Source organism: Saccharicrinis fermentans DSM 9555 = JCM 21142, assembly GCF_000517085.1.
Taxonomy (GTDB): domain Bacteria; phylum Bacteroidota; class Bacteroidia; order Bacteroidales; family Marinilabiliaceae; genus Saccharicrinis; species Saccharicrinis fermentans.
Window position 1 is genome coordinate 3085715 of the sequence record NZ_KI912107.1, and the last position, 20123, is coordinate 3105837.

At 37.9% G+C, this 20123-nt stretch carries 17 protein-coding genes; 1 reads left to right on the forward strand and 16 read right to left on the reverse strand.

The window, feature by feature from the left end:
* Positions 1-3 precede the first annotated feature (3 nt).
* Complete coding sequence (locus CYTFE_RS0112420) at positions 4-1923, forward strand: beta-N-acetylhexosaminidase (RefSeq protein ID WP_200871405.1); 1920 nt, start codon at positions 4-6, stop codon at positions 1921-1923.
* 23 nt (positions 1924-1946) lie between these two features.
* Here the strand turns inward: CYTFE_RS0112420 and CYTFE_RS0112425 are convergent, their stop codons facing one another.
* The 16 genes from CYTFE_RS0112425 to CYTFE_RS0112500 form a co-directional block, all read right to left on the reverse strand.
* Entirely contained in the window at positions 1947-2402 is a 456-nt protein-coding gene (locus CYTFE_RS0112425) for a hypothetical protein (protein ID WP_027472058.1), read from the reverse strand.
* Between the two features lie 300 nt (positions 2403-2702).
* Complete coding sequence (locus CYTFE_RS0112430) at positions 2703-3095, reverse strand: hypothetical protein (RefSeq protein WP_027472059.1); 393 nt, start codon at positions 3093-3095, stop codon at positions 2703-2705.
* A 478-nt stretch (positions 3096-3573) separates the two neighbouring features.
* On the reverse strand, positions 3574-5223 hold the full coding sequence (locus CYTFE_RS0112435) for a tetratricopeptide repeat protein (RefSeq protein ID WP_027472060.1): 1650 nt from the start codon (positions 5221-5223) through the stop codon (positions 3574-3576).
* Positions 5224-5368: 145 nt separating this feature from the next.
* On the reverse strand, positions 5369-7102 hold the full coding sequence (locus CYTFE_RS0112440; protein WP_027472061.1) for an alanine/glycine:cation symporter family protein: 1734 nt from the start codon (positions 7100-7102) through the stop codon (positions 5369-5371).
* Between the two features lie 163 nt (positions 7103-7265).
* Complete coding sequence (locus CYTFE_RS0112445; RefSeq protein WP_044213915.1) at positions 7266-9401, reverse strand: Tex family protein; 2136 nt, start codon at positions 9399-9401, stop codon at positions 7266-7268.
* Between the two features lie 150 nt (positions 9402-9551).
* Positions 9552-10787: a DEAD/DEAH box helicase gene (locus CYTFE_RS0112450; protein WP_027472063.1), complete on the reverse strand. Its 1236-nt coding sequence runs from the start codon at positions 10785-10787 to the stop codon at positions 9552-9554.
* 66 nt (positions 10788-10853) lie between these two features.
* The gene (locus tag CYTFE_RS0112455; RefSeq protein WP_027472064.1) at positions 10854-12038 is read right to left on the reverse strand and encodes a class I SAM-dependent rRNA methyltransferase; all 1185 of its coding nucleotides are present in this window, start codon (positions 12036-12038) and stop codon (positions 10854-10856) included.
* A 37-nt stretch (positions 12039-12075) separates the two neighbouring features.
* Positions 12076-12711, reverse strand: a complete 636-nt coding sequence (locus CYTFE_RS0112460; RefSeq protein WP_044213916.1) for a 3'-5' exonuclease — start codon at positions 12709-12711, stop codon at positions 12076-12078.
* Positions 12712-13335, reverse strand: coding sequence for a DUF5063 domain-containing protein (locus tag CYTFE_RS0112465; RefSeq protein ID WP_027472066.1), 624 nt, complete (start codon positions 13333-13335; stop codon positions 12712-12714).
* Positions 13336-13627: 292 nt separating this feature from the next.
* Complete coding sequence (locus CYTFE_RS0112470; protein ID WP_027472067.1) at positions 13628-15526, reverse strand: RecQ family ATP-dependent DNA helicase; 1899 nt, start codon at positions 15524-15526, stop codon at positions 13628-13630.
* A gap of 68 nt (positions 15527-15594) precedes the next feature.
* Positions 15595-15816 (reverse strand): DUF2795 domain-containing protein, encoded by a 222-nt coding sequence (locus tag CYTFE_RS0112475; RefSeq protein ID WP_027472068.1) that lies wholly within the window; start codon positions 15814-15816, stop codon positions 15595-15597.
* 70 nt (positions 15817-15886) lie between these two features.
* Positions 15887-16447: a cob(I)yrinic acid a,c-diamide adenosyltransferase gene (locus tag CYTFE_RS0112480; RefSeq protein WP_027472069.1), complete on the reverse strand. Its 561-nt coding sequence runs from the start codon at positions 16445-16447 to the stop codon at positions 15887-15889.
* 117 nt (positions 16448-16564) lie between these two features.
* Positions 16565-17275 (reverse strand): ABC transporter ATP-binding protein, encoded by a 711-nt coding sequence (locus CYTFE_RS0112485; protein ID WP_027472070.1) that lies wholly within the window; start codon positions 17273-17275, stop codon positions 16565-16567.
* A gap of 63 nt (positions 17276-17338) precedes the next feature.
* Positions 17339-18130: an O-methyltransferase gene (locus CYTFE_RS26330; RefSeq protein WP_052343177.1), complete on the reverse strand. Its 792-nt coding sequence runs from the start codon at positions 18128-18130 to the stop codon at positions 17339-17341.
* 52 nt (positions 18131-18182) lie between these two features.
* Positions 18183-18989, reverse strand: a complete 807-nt coding sequence (locus tag CYTFE_RS26335) for a patatin-like phospholipase family protein (RefSeq protein ID WP_052343178.1) — start codon at positions 18987-18989, stop codon at positions 18183-18185.
* Positions 18990-19144: 155 nt separating this feature from the next.
* Entirely contained in the window at positions 19145-20092 is a 948-nt protein-coding gene (locus CYTFE_RS0112500; protein ID WP_027472071.1) for a hydrogen peroxide-inducible genes activator, read from the reverse strand.
* Positions 20093-20123 lie beyond the last annotated feature (31 nt).

Below are 20123 nucleotides of genomic sequence, written 5' to 3' on the forward strand. Positions count from 1 at the left end.
TCTATGATAAAATACATACAAATAACAGCTCTATTTATTCTAAATTTCTGCACATGGGCACATGCACAGAAATTAGAACAATATCTTTTACCCTCACCACAAGAAATTTGCATTAAAGAAGGACATCTAAACCAAATACATGGTGCTTTTCTGAACGATGATAGTTTTATTAAATTAATAAAAAACCTTTCTTCCTTTCAATTTACGGGCAGCATCAACAGCTACCATTCGCCCCTATTCACAAACACATTTTCATTAGAAATAGACAGTTGCTCTTTACCGCAAAAGCAAGCCTATCAACTCACCATCGATTCCATATCCATCAAAATAACAGGCACTGACGAGGCAGCCCTTTATTATGGACAACAAACACTCCAACAAATTTTTCAATACAGCAAAGATACTGGCATGCCCATACCCTGTCTGTCCATAACTGACTGGCCCGACTTTGAACGCAGGGGTTACATGCTTGACATCAGTAGAGATAAGGTACCCACCATGGAAACTTTATACCAGATAATTGATCTACTCAGCCGATGGAAAATTAACGAACTGCAACTGTATACCGAACATACATTTGCCTATAAAAACCACCCAACAGTATGGAAAGATGCCAGTCCAATTACTGCTGAAGAAATAAAAAAGCTAGACTCATATTGCAAAAGCAAGTTTATCGATTTAGTGCCCAATCAGAACTCTTTTGGACATATGGAAAACTGGCTAATGCATGACGAATACCTCCACTTAGCAGAATGCCCGACGGACTGTGAAACCATTTGGGGAGTCAGAAGCAGGCACAGCCTAAACCCACTGCTTCCTGCATCCTTTCATTTAATGCAAGAACTATATGCCGAACTACTACCCAATTTCAGCAGTCCCTATTTTAATATAGGATGTGATGAAACCGTAGAATTAGGCAATGGTTTATCAAAACAAGCATGTAAAAAACAAGGCAAAGGCAAGGTCTATCTAGACTTTGTAAAAAAACTCAACGCAGAGGCGAACAAACATGGAAAAAAAACACAATTTTGGGGAGATATTATTTTAAAACACCCGGAACTAATTCCATCTATTCCCAAAAATATGACCGCTATGGTTTGGGGATACAATAGCGACTATCCCTTTGAAAAAAATTTACCAAAATTCAAAGAGGCTGGCCTTGATTATTACGTATGTCCAGGCACATCAACATGGCGTTCAGAAATAGGCCGAAACAAAGATGCTTTCGTCAACCTTAAAAGAGCAGCTCTATATGGTAAACAATTTGGCGCCAAAGGATATATAAACACCAATTGGGGAGATTGGGGACATTGGCAACCTTTATCCGTCTGCTATCCTACAATGGCTACAGGAGCTGCGTATTCCTGGAATGCAGAAAAAGACCCTACAAAACAATTACCACTGGCGCTAAGTCACTTTGTATTTAAAGATAGTACTGGTTATTTAGCCGAGGCATTATTAAAATTAGGAGATGCATACCTGGCCTGTAAAATACCTGAAGGAAATGCAAATGCATTTCACTTGATGTTACGAAGATATAAATGGACAATGAAAGGTCATTATCAAACAAAGATGATCACAAAGGAAAATCTCATCAATGCCGAACAGGAAATTGATTCTGCACTTACATTATTATCAAAAGCAGCGCCCAGATGCCCAGATGCACAAATCACACTAGATGAAATAGAACAAGCCGCCATGCTTGCGAAACACGGCATCCATCTTGGGCTGGAACGATTAAACGCCCGAGGATTTGCCACCGAAAACATTGAACATGAAAGCATACTTGCGCTTACTATGGAACTTCAGGAATTAATAGAGAAACATCAACAATTATGGACGATACGAAATAGAGAAGGAGGGCTGCAACGTTCCAGCCAAAAACTGATCGACTTGCTGGAATATTACCAAACAATTCAATAGCCAAGGGCAACAATCCACTACTACTATTGATTAAAAGCCCGATAGTCTAAAATATCAGTACAATACATTAATTCCTCAATACGCTGAGGTGTCACTAAAATATTAAGCCATAAAAAAGCAAACTCTGGCGCATTGAATACCTGAATATTCCTGGCTAACTTACTCTGAAACATCTTAAACAATGTGGCCATTGCTACCTGATCAGACTCTTCCGTAATAAAGGCTATTTTATTATTTAAAACAAAAGGAAAGGAATCATTTAAAAAAACAACAAAATCCTTTACTTTTTCCACATCTTTCGAAAACCTAGCTGCCCTTAAATCGATCAGAAAATTCGTTTTCTCGCTAAACTCCTTTTTTAAACAAAGCATCTCCGTTGAACGAATTAATTTATCCAACTCTATTAAACCAATGTGTTTTTTTATAACCAGATGGTAATCTTTTAAAAACCTATACTGCACTTTATAAAATTCACTCATCCCAATCACCCGTTTAACAATCCTTCTTCATCAAGCATAAACCATGGCGTTCGATAAAACACCACACACTTATCATATTATCATCCACCTCTGGCCTCTTGAATTATCAATTTATTTAACTTATTTTTTAATACGATAAAAGTCCGCCTGATTATTCACATAACCAGAACGGACTTACATCTTGTTTAGTGTTGGAAAGGCATCAAAGGAATGCAACAATTTGGGAATCAATAGCAATTACACATATAAACACCTCCCTAAACAAGATACTTAGCAACCTATATCTTTAATTTCGACAATCTAACACTCTTTCGCACTATACACATCTTTCCCAAGCCAACTATACGCCGCACTGCGTGTTGAAAAAACCTGTACAAAATATCGGTCAGACTTTATCAACTGTTGATAAACCATACATATAGCAGTATACATGGGATCACTAAGTAATATAGCGACTTTCAACAAATCAAATCTTTCACTCAACAAGCGATTTACCTCATCCAGCTTGCTTAAATCTCTCAGACGAATATTCGACCTGCACTTCGTGGCATTAATCACCAACTTATGATTGGACGGTAGCCTGTCAAAACCATCTGCATACCTATTTACCGCCTCTACAATATCCTCGATTGTGACAAACCTATCAATTTCGATCTCCATCATATCTTCTCTCACCGTAATATCCATCACCATACGTATTCTTAACTAAAACATAAATCAAACACTATCACACCATTACTCCGATAGCAATTATAATTGAATTACAATTGGATCCTCCTTTATTAACTCTCCTGAATGAATAACAAAAGCATCCACCCTACTCAATTCGTCCAATTGAATTAGACTTGCATCCTCTTTTCCGCTCGCAGAAGAATTGGCAGAGAAACAAAATATGAATAGTATAAAAAAAAGTACTGTGATTAGTTGTATTCATGTCAAATGATTTTTAAATTTGCTTGGAACAAATATCATTTACATGAGTCAAAAACGCTGAATTTTAGGCGTGACAAAAGCGTGACAAAACACACTAAACTAACACACAATCAATTACAGAGGTAGGATTTGGAAATATCTCAATCCTATATTAAACATTATATTTTTATGGTTTATCTAATCGAACGGTACCGAACAGTATTAATGAAGATAATTTTTATTTTGAAGCCACAAAAGACTAACCTGCCAGATTAGAAATTTGTTTTTCTCTAAACTCCTGCAGGTAATCCTCGAGACTATCTACAACATTAAGTTTAGCCCTAATCCTTTGCTTGGCTTTACGCACAGATGCCGGCTGTACACTCTGCACCTTTGCAATAATTTCCATGGGCAGGCGCAAACAAATCATTACCGCATAACGAATTTCTGTTTTTGTAAGCTGCGGAAATGCCTCTGTAAATAAATTAATAGTTTCCAGGTAACAAGAATCAAAATTATCGCTTAATCCAGTATTATCCAGATTCTTATACCCATCCATATCCCTAAATAATTCAGAACCTCCACTCCCCACTACTCTATTCTTATTTGTGCTACTCAATCGGTGCTGTAGCAACTGCTTTTCACCAATACCAATCAATAAATTATGAAACTCCTTATTCAATTCATCAATTTTAGCCTTCTTACTTTTCTGATACATATACACATACACCCCGACTCCACTCAACAACACAACCGTAATTATCAAAACGAGGTATAACATAAATTCACTGGCCTTCTTTTCCACCTTCAACTGCACCAACTGACTCTTCATCAACTCCACCTTATTATTAATCTCCAACACCTTAGCTAACCTAACCTTTTCGGCCGAACTGGTCTTCTCAACCAATTCTATATAGGCTTCCAAATCCTCATAGGCTTTTAAATAATCACCGCGAGCCTTATCTATTTGGTGCAAATAATTGTACACATACGACATTCGATTGGGCTGATGATTACTCCTATACAAGGTTAGAGACTTTCTAAAATAGGCGTCTGCTGTATTGAGCTTGTTTTGTTTAAAATACAACATTCCTTTAAACTGATACATAGCCGGTAAAATAAGCTTACCCACATTATTGGATTCACTAATCTCAATGGCTCTGTCGCAATAAAAATGGGCAGAATCATATTGTAGACGCCCATGATAACTACTCGCCAACACTTTATAAGCACTTACTGCTCTATCGTATAATTTCCGCTCCACATACTCTTTGGCAATGGAGCTTAACTTGACTGATGCATCCTTTTCCTTTAACCTAAAATATTGTTTCATAAAATCAGCATACAATCTCACCTCAACCTGAGAGACCTCACTCAACAAACTTATTCCCATAGCTGACTCTTCAGTAAAAGATTCTTCTAAAGCCCTTTTACACCGACCAATCCCAATATACGCAGCACCTATTGTTATTTTATCATTGACATCTCCCAAACGAATCGCTTCGTAAAAATTGATTTTTGCCTGCTCGTACAAACCAGACGACTCAGCTATATTGCCCAAAATAAATTGACAACGGGCTGACCATGGCTTATTTTCACGCTTTGTAAAATAAGCCAACGCCCTTTCCACATGAGTAAGAGAAGAATCCACCTCCATATCATTATAATAAAACTTGGCTTTCATATAACTTATATATCCCTCATAATCGACCATCTGCTTCGTATCCATATAATACATAACAGAATCAAACTGAACCCGGGCTCTTTCAGGATAATATATAGAGTTGAAATCCACTTGTTCAAAAACCTTTTCCATATCACCCTTCGGTGAAGTCTGCGATTCAATTGAAAGTTGATTTAGCGTAAGAAAAAGCACTCCTATTGCCAAAAACAATCTTATTCCCTTCATATCTACTAACTTTCAGTTATTTACACATACCAAATATCTAAGGTACAAACATACACAAAAACCATTATAATCTAAAAGAACGGAAATAACAAAATTAATTATTGTTATAAATTATGTTACAATACATAACTTACAGCAATGTAAATTACTTTTTCTTTTCGACTTTACAAAAGATAGGTAGTTTCTCATCAGGAAAACGTCTTTTATACTCCAGCCAAAATCCATTCACCTCCTCTTTCATTTCTCTATGCAGCACAAAAATACCAATCAAATTAGGTATCGTCATTAAAGCAATAGTGATACCTGATAAAGTCCAAATAATTGTGGTATCGGTAAAAGAAGCCACAAAGAAACCGAGCACATAAACGACTCGATAGTATTTAACCCCTTTCATACCCACTAAAAAAATAACAGCCCTACTGCCATAATACGACCAAGAGATAGCCGTTGAGAAAGCAAACAACAACAGACCAATAGATACAATATACTTACCAAAATCTCCAAACCAACTCCTTGTAAATGCCAATGTTGTTAATGGTGCACTATGCAACAAGGACTTTCCTTCAAAATGTATTTTTTTGGCAGCCTGCACTACACCGTTTTTCACCTCTAACTCACCAGAAAACATTTTTTTCGCCGAATACACTATCACCTTCTCTGCCAAAGAACGAGAATGTATCAAAGATACATCACTCACGATATGACCGTCTTCAACCACCAAGCGACCCGTAAATAAGGGCAAAGTATTTTCATTATTTACATGTGCACTAAGCCTGGCCCTGTCTTCGGGCACCTCGTCATCAAACACACCACTTAGCACCTGCATTTCAGCTCTTTGGAAATGATTTTGATGTTTTTGTGTCCACACACCAGACGCCAGCAAAGTCAGTCCGGTGATAGAACAGATAATAATCGTATCAATAAAAGGCTCCAATAAAGCTACCAAACCCTCCGAGACTGGTTCATGTGCCCTGGCAGCAGAATGTGCGATAGGCGCTGATCCTTGTCCAGCTTCATTGGAAAACAAGCCCCTATTCACCCCCCGGTTAAAAGCAAAGGCAATACTTGCTCCCAAAAACCCGCCCTTCGCAGCCGATCCAGAAAAGACATCAGCAAACACAGAAACAACAGAAGGAATAATATTCTCGTAATTATATAATATAACCGCAATAGCTCCAATAAAATATATAATGGCCATAGTAGGCACTAGTTTGGAAGTTACCTGAGCTATTCTTTTAATACCGCCAATGATAATAATACCCAATAAGACAGACAAGACTAGTCCTGTTATAATATGCGGCACGCCAAAAGTTGCATTAATAGAATTAGATATACTATTAATCTGAGGCAAGTTACCTGTTCCAAACGAAGAAAGAACAGTAGCAATCGCAAAGACAACAGCCATCACACCACCTGTTTTCAGTACTTTTCCAGAGGGCAATTTTATATCAAGCCTTTTCTTCATGAAATACATTGGACCTCCGGTAATAGAGCCATCCTCTGCTTTCTCGCGATATTTATGAGATAGCGTTACCTCCACAAATTTAGTTGTCATCCCAATTAAAGCAGTAACCAACATCCAAAAAAGAGCTGCAGGTCCACCGAGATAAACAGCATAAGCAACACCTGCAATATTTCCTGTTCCAACAGTTCCTGACAAAGCAGTGGCTAATGCCTGAAAATGAGAAGTATCCCCCTCATCATCTTCCCTATCGAATTTACCCATTACTATTTTAATGGCATAACGCACATACCTTAACTGAGGAAATCCGAGGTAAATTGTAAAAAAGACCCCCACACCCAACAAAAGGTATACAAACCAAGCACCACTCCCTATATAAGAATCTATAAGTAATAAAAAATCATTAAATTTCTGCATTTAGCCCAATATTTTATATCTATTAAAACGAAATATTACAAATATAGTTAAATATTTGGGCATTAAAAGACAAGCAAATCCATCTACAGAATACCTAACTGAAGGTGAGCATCTATTTTTCTCACACATCGAAATACAACCATCACGCACAAAAACAAAGGCACTACTCTTTTTCAGCCTCTTTAATAGACAACTGTATTCTTTTTCGCCCTCTATCAACTTCCATGACTTTTACCCTGACATGCTGATGTAAAGTCACCACTTCATTGGGATCACTAACAAACCGATTGGCCAATTGAGAGATATGTACCAACCCGTCTTGTTTCACCCCTACATCTACAAATGCACCAAAATTTGTAATATTGGTCACAATTCCAGGCAAGACCATTCCCTCGTGCAGGTCTTCCACAGAACGAACATTTCTATCAAACTCAAACACCTTAATGATTTGACGAGGATCGCGTCCTGGTTTTTCCAACTCATTCATAATATCCTTTAGCGTAGGAAGCCCCACACCCTCACTGACATAATCATTCAGATTAACCTGATCCCTCATGACCTTATCCACAATCAGATCCTTGACCTGGCAGCCTTTATCCTGTGCCATTTTCTGCACAATACCATATGACTCTGGATGAACTGCTGAATTATCCAAAGGATTCTTTGCGTCTGTAATTCTCAAAAAACCTGCTGACTGTTCAAATGCTTTAGCTCCTAGACGAGGCACTTTTTTCAACTGACTTCTGGATTGAAAAGCACCATTTTGCTTACGAAACTCAACAATATTCTTAGCCAACTGAGGTCCCAAACCAGAAACATAAGTCAATAAATGCATACTGGCAGTATTCAAATCCACTCCCACCTTATTAACACAAGATTCCACCACTCGATCAAGCGAAGACTTAAGGCTAGACTGATCCACATCGTGCTGATACTGTCCTACTCCAATTGACTTAGGATCGATCTTTACCAGTTCAGCCAGAGGATCTATTAGCCTTCTTCCAATAGAAATAGCACCACGAACTGTCACATCATAATCCGGAAATTCATCTCGTGCCACCTTACTGGCCGAATAAACCGATGCTCCATCTTCACTCACAACAAACACCTGAATATCACGACTATACTTTAAATTACGAATAAAAGACTCTGTTTCACGCGAGGCCGTTCCGTTACCTATGGCCACTGCTTCAATTTTATACGCATCCACCAACGAGGAGATCTTCTGGGCCGCTTGTTTAGTTTCGCGCTGGGGAGGGTGAGGATAAATATTTTCGTTATGCAGCAAATTACCCTGTGCATCCAAACACACCACCTTACATCCCGTCCTAAAACCCGGATCAATAGCCAAAACCCTTTTTTGCCCCAACGGAGAAGACAACAATAACTGCCTCAAATTATTCGCAAACACTAATATAGCTTCTGCATCCGCTTTCTCTTTAGAACTATTAGAAAACTCAGTCTCGATAGATGGTTTCAACAATCGCTTACACGCATCTTTCACCGCCAGTTCAACCTGCATTGATGCAGCTGCATTTCCTTTAACAAAGTATCTTCCCAGCCTATCATGAATTTGATCGTCATCAGGCAAAATACTCACTTTTAGTACACCTTCTTTTTCTCCACGTCGAATCGCTAACAAACGATGACTGGGACATTTTTTTAAAGGCTCGCTAAATTCAAAATAATCTTTATACTTAGCACCTTCTTCTTCTTTCCCTTTTACCAGTGATGATGTCACTACTGCACTCCTTTCAAACACCGAACGTACAATATCGCGCGCAACAGCATTTTCATTCACCCATTCTGCAATAATATCTCTCGCACCCTGCAAAGCATCTTCCACATGATCCACCTCATCATTCAAAAACTGAGAAGCACGTCCTTCCACATCGCGTTCATATTGCTTCATCAATATCTTAGCCAGTGGCTCCAGTCCTTTCTCTTTGGCCTTTACCGCACGGGTTTTCCGTTTAGGTTTAAAAGGAAGATAAATATCTTCCAGTTCATTGGCATTAAAAGTATCCAGTATTCTACTTTTCAATTCCGCCGTTAAAACACCCTGCTCATCCATAGACTTGAGGATTGCTTCCTTTCGCTTTACGATTTCCTGAATTTTTTCATAGCGCTCTTTAACCAGTGCCACATTCACCTCATCCATCGTTCCGGTTCTCTCTTTTCGGTAGCGACTAATAAAAGGTACAGTTGCGCCCTCTTCCAGTAACTCTATGGTATTAACAACATGATTTAGTTGCTGTTGCAACTCTGTAGCAATGATTTTTGATAATTGAGCAGACATGAGATCAAAGACAATTTTTTGTATTTTTGAATGAAATAAAACGGCTGGCTAAGGTATCATACAATGCACAAGAGTCACAGCATTAAACACACAAATGACTCCATCCTCACCTACATTCTTTTACACACCTGATAACCGTCAAAAGGTAATTTATCTCTTTTTATAAGGCGTTTTTTTAGCCCCTCCTTTTTTGGCGCCCCCCTTCTTTCTTCCCCATCCTCTTTTCATCTTCGATTCCGGATCATACTTAGGCGCTTCTTCATAATTAGGTGGCAATGGTATTTTATATATATCAGTTTCAATCAGTTTTTCAATTTTATGGAAATCAATCTGATCATCTTCACTAATAAAAGTGATTCCTACCCCTTGGCTTTGTGCACGAGCTGTACGACCTATGCGATGCACATAATCTTCGGCATCATTGGGTACATCAATATTTATCACCAAATCAATTTTCTCAATATCAATACCGCGCGCAACAATATCTGTAGCCACCAATATTTGGATATTTCTATTCTTAAATTCTCTCAGAACCTCAATACGTTCACTTTGATCCAGATCAGAATGAATACCTCTGGCATTAAAACTATTCTTTCTCAAGGCACGCACAATATCATTGACTTTTGATTTACGCGACGAAAATATAATAATACTAGGCATATCCTTGTCTTTCAACAGATCAACGATTAAATCAATCTTTTGATGTTCATGAACCACATAAGCCGCCTGTAAAATACCCTCTGCCGGTTTTGATATGGCAATGTTTATTTCTTTCGGATTATTCAATAATTTTTTAGCCAGGTCTCTTATTTTGGGTGGCATGGTAGCTGAAAAAAGCAAGCCTTGTCGATTATCTTTAGGCAAGTAACTCTCTATCTGCATAATATCCTCCAGAAATCCCATATCCAACATTCTATCTGCCTCATCCAAAATCAAATGTTTCACCGATTTAAAATCGACATATCCCATGGTTAGGTGCTGAATCATTCTACCAGGCGTGGCCACAATAATATCTGCCCCTCTGGTTAACCCAATTTTTTGCTGATCCCACAAACCTTTATCATTGCCTCCAAAAACAGATACTGATGTGACATCCAAGAAATAACTAAACCCTTCTATCTGCTGATCAATTTGCAACGCTAATTCACGGGTTGGAACAAGAATAAGCGTTGTTGTTCCTGAATTACCTTCCCTCACTATCTTATCGAGCACCGGCAACAGGTAGGCCGCTGTTTTTCCTGTTCCAGTCTGAGCACAAGCAATAAGGTCGGCCCCTGTCTTTATAACAGGGATCGTCTTTTCCTGCACAGGTGTAGCATTTTCGAAACGCATGGCATCCAGTCCGTCCAGCACTTCATTGGAAAATTCAAATTCGGTAAACTTCATGTATAATATTTTAGTATCAAATATCTGAATATAAACATCCCGATATTGAAAATACAGACTATCTAATTATTCAACATATAAAACGAGTCCCTTTAGGTATTCACCTTCAGGATGATAAATATTAACGGGATGATCGGCTGGTTGGGTCAGCTGGTTCAATATTCTCACATTTCTTCCAGAACGAGCCGCAGCCGAGAAAACAGCTTTACGGAAAGCATCTTTGCTAACTACCTGTGAACAGGAAAAAGTAAAAACAATACCACCTGGTTTTATCTGCTCAAAAGCCTTCGCATTCAACTTCTTATACCCCTGCAAGGCATTATTCAAAACATTATTATGCTTGGCAAAAGCCGGTGGGTCAAGAATAATCAAATCATACTTATCCTTTATATCATCCAGATATTTAAAAGCATCCAACGCAAAAGCATCGTGGCGATCATCGCCTGGAAAGTTCAACTCTACATTTTCCTTTGTCAAATCAATAGCTCGTTCAGAGCTATCAACAGAGTGCACCAGTTTAGCTCCTCCTCTCATTGCATAAAACGAAAAACCACCCGTATAACAAAACATATTCAACACTGCTTTTCCTTTACTATAATGTTCCAATAATGCCCTGTTATCACGTTGATCCACAAAAAAACCTGTCTTTTGACCTTTCTCCCAATCCACACGAAATTTCAATCCATTCTCAACGGCTATTCTCGTACTTGACTTTCCGAATGTATATCCATTTTCAGGCTGTACTTTGGCTTTGAATGGAATGGTACTTTCTGATTTATTATAAATAGACTTTAAATCGTCTCCAAATAGCTCTTTCAGCACCTCATCAATTTTGTCCCTAATCAAAAACATACCTACCGAATGCATCTGAACAACAGCTGTATCACCATACATATCGATAATCAGTCCCGGCATATTATCCCCCTCTGCATGAACCAATCGGTATGCATCGGTATTGGGGTCATCCAACAAACCCAAATCCTTACGCAAGGTATAGGCCTGCTTTATTTTTTGTTTCCAAAAATCATCCGTAATCTCAATTTGTTCAAAAGAAACAATACGTATGGCAATAGAACCTATTTGGTAATGTCCCAAACCAAGAAACTCATCTTTATTATCAAACACTTCAACAATATCTCCTTCGGCAGGCTCACCGTATATCTTTTTGATGGCACCACTAAAAACCCATGGGTGGAATCGACGTAAAGACTGATCCTTTCCTGATTTAAGAACAACTTTAATATATGACATGAAATGATAGTTATTATTTTAATCGATTGAATTATGATTAATTATTGACACTGGTAGTATCAGCATCCACAATATTACTAGAATCTAATTGACTCAGTTTTTTAAATATCTCAAGTGCCACCCAAGAATCGGTGGCTGCGTATACCATTTGACCTTGCGTAAGCTGATCAGCTTCCCAATTGGACAATCGCTGTCTTTTCGATACTCGGAACTCCAATAATATACCCGCTAACTTTTTGAGCGAAAAATCCTTAAGCCCTTTATCCACAGCCATCGTTTGTAATTCCACAAAACCGCCAGGTGTGAACGCCTTTAATTTTTGCAGTCCACGTATATCATCCCTGATGCCTACTCCCACTTTCTTAACATCTTCGTTACTTAACAAATGTAGTAATTCATCGGTTACGCCCGTTTTATGAGTACGAATTAAATAAGTAGACTTTTCAGTACTGAGCTGTATCAAAGAAATAAGGTTTGTTTTTCCTTTTTTAAACGAAGGACGGGTCTCTGTATCAAAACCGAGCACTTTTTCACCATCCATCTCTTTAATTACCTGTGATATATCTTCTGTATTCTCCACCACTACAATTTCGCCTTGATATGCATTCAAGGGTAAATCGTTCAATGCTTCGTTTGTTATTTTATTTTTAATCAAATTATCTTCCTTTTCCATTTAATCCTCACCTTCCTGCCATTGATCCTGAAATTTATTGAACCAACTGTTAGTATTCTCTCTCTCTCCAATATTTGTATCGAACCCACCATCTTCATTTAGATTCTGATTACCATATAAAACATTATGACATGCCCTTAGCACATTTACCAATTTTTGTCCCCAGTGTAATTCAAATGCATCAACCAACTCCGCCAATGCATCATTCATGATTTCTTTTACCCCAATTCTATATGCAAAAAGAAAATCCTTTACATCTTGATAAACATCGGTCAGGTTTTCAGAAATACTGGAAGCTACTTCTCTCTGGTCAAGCTCATTATCAGGAACAAACACTTCTAAAAAATCATCATACTGTCCTAATTTGCTTAAAAGCGTATGCTGAATCCTCACATAATCCTCTTCTCTTACTGTTTTCTCTATGACTTCGTCCAGTTCAAACTCTGTTTTAGGCAACATTACCGCTTTTAAATACAACAATGGCAGTATACGGGTCAAAACCGTAAAAAGTTCTTGTGTCGACAAAGCTTCGGCATTTTCCAGTTGATTACAGTACTCATTACCTACCGTAACAAACTCGAGTACGTTTTTCGAAAAGACAATATGATTTAATTCTTCTTCCATTTTATACGAGCTAAGATATAATTACCTGCTTTCGGGAATATTCACGCAACACTTATTCAGCAAGAAACTAACCCCTTATAATCATGTCATAGATTTTTTGACATATACAATAGTTGACAAAATTAACAAATTAAACCGAAAATAAAGGATCCTAAAAATATTAGTCGGTTGACAATGTGTTGGAGCCACAAAAAAATCGTTAAAACACATCTATAACACTTAAGCTGAAAATACATTAGAAAATCAATTACAAAGCTCTAATACATCATCCATATTAAATAACGCAGCCTTCCTATTTCAGCTGCCACCTCTCTTCGGTGTCGGGATAAATAATATCATTGTCGGCTAACCAATTAAAAACATCCAGCCATTTTTTTTCAGGAACACCTATCATATTTTCAATTTCAGGATAAGATCGCGGACTGGATAGAATTTCCTTGAGTTTATTTTCTATTTCATCAGCCTGTTTGCTATCTAACCCTCTTTTCTTTTTCTCAATACAAACATCACATTGACCACAGTCTTTTGTATTTTTCTGTCCAAAATAATGAAGCAAAAAACGACTTCGACATACATGAGAGAACTCAGCATAATCAATGACTGCTTTTATCCTTTGCTCATATTGCTTTTTACGGTCACGATAAACTTCATTAGGCAGCCTAAGGAGCCTCAATTCTTCACGAGGACGAATATATTGTATCAAAGGCGTTCTTTTCCCGGGAATATAATGAATCACCTTCAGATGATTTAATTTATTGAGATACTTATACACCAGATCCACAGCCACATTGGCACGTTGAGCCAGCACCTGCTCATTAATCACAACATATTCGGTAAAAAAACCAGTATAGGAACGCAATAATAGTTTTATAAAAGAATTAAACTGTTCATTCTTTACTTGAAAATGATACAATTCTATCTTCTGCACCAGAAAATGGACGCGGGACGGCAGATTCGCCTCCTCACTATATTCAATATAGCCAGCACGCTGCAAAATTTTTAGGCTATTAAAAACCGTAAGTAAATTAAAATGATAAGCCCTACAGAATTGCACCATATCAAAGTCGTACACCATCTCCTCTCCATGTCCTGTAGCCAACTGAAAGAAATTACCCAAAGCATTGTACACTCTAAAAATAACCTCCTTTTCAGGAAACGACACGGTCACATTTTTCTTCAAACGCGTTTTATCGTTTGCCGACCACAACAAAACAGCATAAGCCTTCTTTCCATCTCGTCCGGCTCTACCTGCTTCCTGAAAATAGGCTTCTATGGAATCTGGGGCATCCATATGCACCACTAAACGAACATCCGGTTTATCAATACCCATACCAAAGGCATTGGTACAAACCATCACCTGCACTTGATCGTTCATCCATTCCTTTTGTCGCCTATCCTTCAACTCATTACTGAGTCCTGCATGGTAATAATGGGTAGTAATTCCACTGTCTTGCAACCACAAGGCATACTCCTTGGTCTTTTTTCTATTGCGCACAAATACCACAGCACATCCATCTATGGATTTCACTATTTTCACCAGTTGATTCAACTTATCGTCCGTTTGACGAACGATATAAGCCAAATTCTCTCTTTCAAAGCTCTTTCGAACCACATTCTTCTGGGAAAACAACAAACGCTCCTGTATATCCTCCACTATTTGGGGTGTTGCCGTAGCGGTCAGTGCCAATACAGGAACATCAGGAAGCACCTTTCGCAGCTCCGCAATCTTAAGATATGATGGCCTAAAATCGTATCCCCACTGACTGATACAATGAGCTTCATCCACCACAATCATGCTAACCTTAAAATGTACCAGCTTGTCCAAAAAAAGATCATTGGATAAGCGTTCGGGCGAGAGATAAAGAAATTTATAATCTCCATAAATACAATTATCATAGGCGATACTAATTTCGCGACGACTTAGACCTGAATACACAGCCATAGCCTTCACATTCTTTTTCCGCAAATTAGCCACCTGATCTTTCATCAATGCAACCAAGGGTGTCACCACCAAACAAATGCCCTCTTGGGCCATGGCCGGAACTTGAAATGTTATTGACTTACCACCTCCAGTTGGCAGCAAACCCAAAGTATCTTTGCCTTCTCCAATAGATCGAACAATCTGATCTTGCATGGACCGAAACCCATCAAAACCCCAGTATTTTTTTAATATTTGAAGGTATTTTTCCAATATGCTATTTTTAAGAAAAAACGCCCTAGATATAAATCTAAGGCGTTTCAATTTCTTAATCTCCCTGTCTAGTACTCATCTTCATTAAAGAAAAAATCATCCTTACTAGGATAATCAGGCCATATATCCTCAATACTCTCGTAAATATCCCCCTCGTCCTCAATCTCCTGAAGATTTTCAATAACTTCTAATGGTGCCCCTGAACGAATTGCGAAATCTATTAACTCGTCCTTAGATGCTGGCCAGGGTGCATCCTCTAATTTAGATGCTAACTCTAGTGTCCAATACATACCCTGAATTTTTATTTATTTGTTAAATATATTTTTATATTTTGTGCGAATATAAAAAAAAAGTAATAACCTACAACTCGGGAACCCAAGGAATTTCATTCACACCGTAATGTTTTGACAAATAACGTGACAAAACAAACAGATAGTCAGAAAGCCTATTAATGTACTTTATTACCCACGGATTCACCTCAGACTCCTCTGCCATGGCCAGAATTCGTCTTTCCGCTCTTCTGCAAACAGTTCTGGAAATATGGCAATAGCTAACTCCCGGATGTCCTCCTGGCAAAACAAAATGTTTCATTGGCGGCAAATCACTTTCCATCCTATCCATTTCCTTCTCCAAGGTTTCAATAATAGCCTCATCATAGTCCAGCTTATCCCTCAAATCTGTTACATTTGAATCCGTTGCCAGATAAGCGCCTATCACAAAGAGCTTGTGTTGAATATCAATAATTTGCCTTTCGGTATTTTCATCCACCTCATAAGAACGAATCATTCCAACAAAGGTATTCAGCTCATCAACCGTTCCGTATGCTTCGAGCCGATAGTGATTTTTAGCAACCCGTGTGCCTCCAATCAAACTGGTTTTACCCTTATCGCCTGTTTTTGTATAAACTAAACTTTTACTCATGTATTGTGCATTATTTATTTCACTCTATTAACGTATCATAAACATTAAATATGATGTACTCCTATATTCATTATTCAAGGCAAGCTCATTAGGGGGGTATACTTACCCTTCAGCACGTCATTCTTCGAACACCATAATATCGTGATTAACGGTATCAGACTCAATGACACCATCCCGTAAACGAATAATACGATGGGCATACTGTGCAATATCCTCTTCATGCGTTACCAAAATAATAGTATTACCCTGAGAATGAATATCTCCAAATAAGCGCATAATATCAACCGATGTTTTTGAATCCAAATTACCCGTAGGTTCATCGGCCAAAATAATAGATGGATTATTGATCAAAGCTCTTGCGACAGCTACTCTTTGCCGTTGTCCTCCCGACAATTCATTGGGTTTATGCGAGGCTCTGTTTTCCAGCCCAACCCTTTTCACCACTTCTTCACCTTTTTTCAAACGTTCTTGTTTTGACAATCCCGCATATATCAATGGGAGCATTACATTCTCCAGTGCCGAATACCTAGGCAGCAAATTAAAGGTTTGAAACACAAAACCAATCTCCTTATTTCTAATTTCAGCTAATTTATCATCACTCAAACGACTCACATCAGTACCATTTAGCACATAAGAACCTCCTGTTGGAGTATCTAAGGCTCCAATTATATTCATTAAGGTTGACTTTCCAGATCCCGAAGGCCCCATAATGGCAACATATTCACCCCTTTTTATAAACATATCAACCCCTTGCAATGCTTTTACAACTTGCGTTCCTACCTGATAATGCTTGGTGATCTCACTAATTTCAATAACATTCTCATCCATAGGCAAAATACTTCTGTTAGCTTACAACAAAGATAATTTTTTATAGTTGTTGGGGATGATGATTTAAATATTTGTTATAAAATAATGTTCCTTGACATATGGAACATTTAATACAACTACTCCAAAGCTAAAAAAATCAAAAGAAAGAGAAACAGATGGGTGTGCAATAATTTCATTCCAGGCCATCGCCATCCCTTTAGACCAATATATATCATCGAAAACAAAAACAGTTTTTCCCTTTGCTTTGTTCAGACACAAATGAAAATAATCGATAGTTGGCTGATAGGCATGGTGCCCATCAAAATAAACCATCCCAACCTGATCAACCGACGCTAATATCATTGGCAATTCATCCTGAAAAGAGCCAATATGCTGAACAATATTTAAGGCTCCTGCAATGGAAAAATTCTGTTGGGCTATTTGAGAAATTTTCGGACAACCTTCAATTGTAAATACTTGGGTAAGTGAATTGGGCAAGGCCAGATAAAGGGTTCCTATACCCAGAGATGTTCCCAATTCAATAATATTACAGGGCTTTAAATATTGAACCAAACGAAAAATAAACTCGCCTTGTTTTTTAGGCGTTGCATTATATTTAATGAGATGCCGAATAGATCGCTCATTGGTTTTAAACTTTTTAGAACCTACACCAAAATCAGTTACTTCTAGCTTTTGCTTTGCCTGCTGCAAATCATGCCTTATATCATCCACATCCTGAAAAGAATAATAAGGATGATGATTATAAATAACATACTTAGCCAATTCGGCTGCTACAAGAGAAGAAAAATCACCTGCTCTCCATTGTTTTTTTCTGAATCTATGCTTTATATAAGCCTTTACTTGAAACCAATTCACCTGATAAAATTTATATGCGAAGATAAGGCAATTGAGGTTCGTTACAAAAAGACTACATGCTTAACTTTTTACCTATAACGCCGGCCTCTTTCAACTCAGGCAAGATATATTTATCAATGATTTTATTAGCTGCATTATAACCCACTTCTATCAACTCATCCACTTTAAAATAATCCCAAGTAGCATATTTCACAATATCTTTCGCTTCGATAAAGAAATCGCAATAATTTCTACTTTGCCATACATTTTGAGCTATGGATAAATTAAACACACGCTCCCCCACTTGCTTTGCCGATTCTACTTCTTCAACTCTACTCACTGGATTTACATTGGAACCGATAATATAATTACTTTCTCCAATAAGCGCCTCTGTAGGCAAGTTATGAAATAATCCGCCATCCACATATGTAAAGCCATTTATTACCATGGGAGTAAAGACAATAGGCACGCAAGCGCTGGCTATCACCCATTCCATTAACATATCACCTCTACTAATGATCTCTCCTTTACCAGTATTTAAATTTGACACTACCACAGAAAAAGGGCGCTTTAGTTTCCCAAATTCATTGTGCCCCACTTGTTTGGACAAAAGATCCTTCACACCCGACAAACTCAACAAACCGGGTTTAAACCACTCCACCTTAAACCATTTATATACTTTTTCATCTTTGAGCACACGGGCCATTTCATTTGCCGAAAAACCGGCAGCATAAAGAACCCCAACGATAGCCCCCATACTGGTTCCTGCCACATTGGTCGGATAAATTCCGTGTTCTTCTAGTGCTTTTAAAACGCCTATATGCGCTATCCCCCTGGCTCCTCCTCCACTGAGAGCAATGCCTATGGTTTGCTTATTCATTGATTCAACCAATTTAAATATGTTTAAAAAATTAAGACCATCATCTATTCAGTACCCTACATTATACAAAACCCTCCTCTATCACCATAAAATATTTAACAACCTTTATGCTACTCATAGCCACACAAAAACACCATTACATCTAAACAGCCATATCAATCACGCCATTCTACGATATGTCCATCCGCCTGACTGAGTAAATGTTCCGGAATAGATATCCTGATATGCTCATACAACAAGTTCAATAGCTGCCTTTTAGAAAAATTTCGAGAATATACCATACTCACTTCGCGCAATGGATCACTTTCTCCTATATTTTTTACTTGTGCATAACGGTTATTTAACACATTATCATCGATGGATAACTCAGGTAATAAGGTATATCCTCCTTCCTTTTCAACCAATTTCTTTATCGTCTCCAATGAACCACTCTCATAATTGATAGAAATTTCATTCTTAATTTTATCATGAAAGGAATAAAGGTTCACCACCTGACTCCTAAAACAGTGCCCATGACTTAGCAACCACAAACCTTCGCCAGCTATTTCAGCAGGCTCTACCTTAGATTTTGAGGCCAGCTGATGTTTATTATTCACATATAAGAACATGCGTTCATAAAAAATACTTTTTTCTTGTATTCCCTTTTCGTGCAAAGGAGTAACTAACAAGCCCACATCAATCCTATCTTTATTTAACTGATCAATAATATCCTCTGAAAGCAGCTCCATAATCTTCAGCTTTACTTTGGGATATTCTCTGGAAAATGAACCGGCGAACAAAGGCAATAAATAAGGTGCTAAGGAAGGAATAATACCTATTACCAACTCGCCTTCTACCATATTTTGGTGCTCTTTAACCAATTCATAAATGCGTTTATTTTCGGCCAATGACTTACGCGCTTGTTGAATAATTACCTCTCCAATTTGAGTAGGCACTACCGGCTGCTTGGAACGGTCAAAAATAACCACATCTAACTCCTCTTCCATTTTTTTTATTTGCATACTAAGGGTTGGCTGCGAAACAAAACACTTTTCACTAGCTGTTACAAAATGCCGGTAAGTATCCACAGCCACCACATATTCTAACTGAGTTATTGTAATCATACTTTTTTCTTCTTAAATTTTATACAAATCA

What these genes read in the sequence shown, in the direction of transcription:
- CYTFE_RS0112420 (WP_200871405.1), top strand. Translation starts at nt 4, where the DNA reads ATGATAAAATACATACAAATAACAGCTCTATTTATTCTAAATTTCTGC.
- CYTFE_RS0112425 (WP_027472058.1), bottom strand. Translation starts at nt 2,402, where the DNA reads ATGAGTGAATTTTATAAAGTGCAGTATAGGTTTTTAAAAGATTACCAT.
- CYTFE_RS0112430 (WP_027472059.1), bottom strand. Translation starts at nt 3,095, where the DNA reads ATGGTGATGGATATTACGGTGAGAGAAGATATGATGGAGATCGAAATT.
- CYTFE_RS0112435 (WP_027472060.1), bottom strand. Translation starts at nt 5,223, where the DNA reads ATGAAGGGAATAAGATTGTTTTTGGCAATAGGAGTGCTTTTTCTTACG.
- CYTFE_RS0112440 (WP_027472061.1), bottom strand. Translation starts at nt 7,102, where the DNA reads ATGCAGAAATTTAATGATTTTTTATTACTTATAGATTCTTATATAGGG.
- CYTFE_RS0112445 (WP_044213915.1), bottom strand. Translation starts at nt 9,401, where the DNA reads ATGTCTGCTCAATTATCAAAAATCATTGCTACAGAGTTGCAACAGCAA.
- CYTFE_RS0112450 (WP_027472063.1), bottom strand. Translation starts at nt 10,787, where the DNA reads ATGAAGTTTACCGAATTTGAATTTTCCAATGAAGTGCTGGACGGACTG.
- CYTFE_RS0112455 (WP_027472064.1), bottom strand. Translation starts at nt 12,038, where the DNA reads ATGTCATATATTAAAGTTGTTCTTAAATCAGGAAAGGATCAGTCTTTA.
- CYTFE_RS0112460 (WP_044213916.1), bottom strand. Translation starts at nt 12,711, where the DNA reads ATGGAAAAGGAAGATAATTTGATTAAAAATAAAATAACAAACGAAGCA.
- CYTFE_RS0112465 (WP_027472066.1), bottom strand. Translation starts at nt 13,335, where the DNA reads ATGGAAGAAGAATTAAATCATATTGTCTTTTCGAAAAACGTACTCGAG.
- CYTFE_RS0112475 (WP_027472068.1), bottom strand. Translation starts at nt 15,816, where the DNA reads ATGTATTGGACACTAGAGTTAGCATCTAAATTAGAGGATGCACCCTGG.
- CYTFE_RS0112480 (WP_027472069.1), bottom strand. Translation starts at nt 16,447, where the DNA reads ATGAGTAAAAGTTTAGTTTATACAAAAACAGGCGATAAGGGTAAAACC.
- CYTFE_RS0112485 (WP_027472070.1), bottom strand. Translation starts at nt 17,275, where the DNA reads ATGGATGAGAATGTTATTGAAATTAGTGAGATCACCAAGCATTATCAG.
- CYTFE_RS26335 (WP_052343178.1), bottom strand. Translation starts at nt 18,989, where the DNA reads ATGAATAAGCAAACCATAGGCATTGCTCTCAGTGGAGGAGGAGCCAGG.
- CYTFE_RS0112500 (WP_027472071.1), bottom strand. Translation starts at nt 20,092, where the DNA reads ATGATTACAATAACTCAGTTAGAATATGTGGTGGCTGTGGATACTTAC.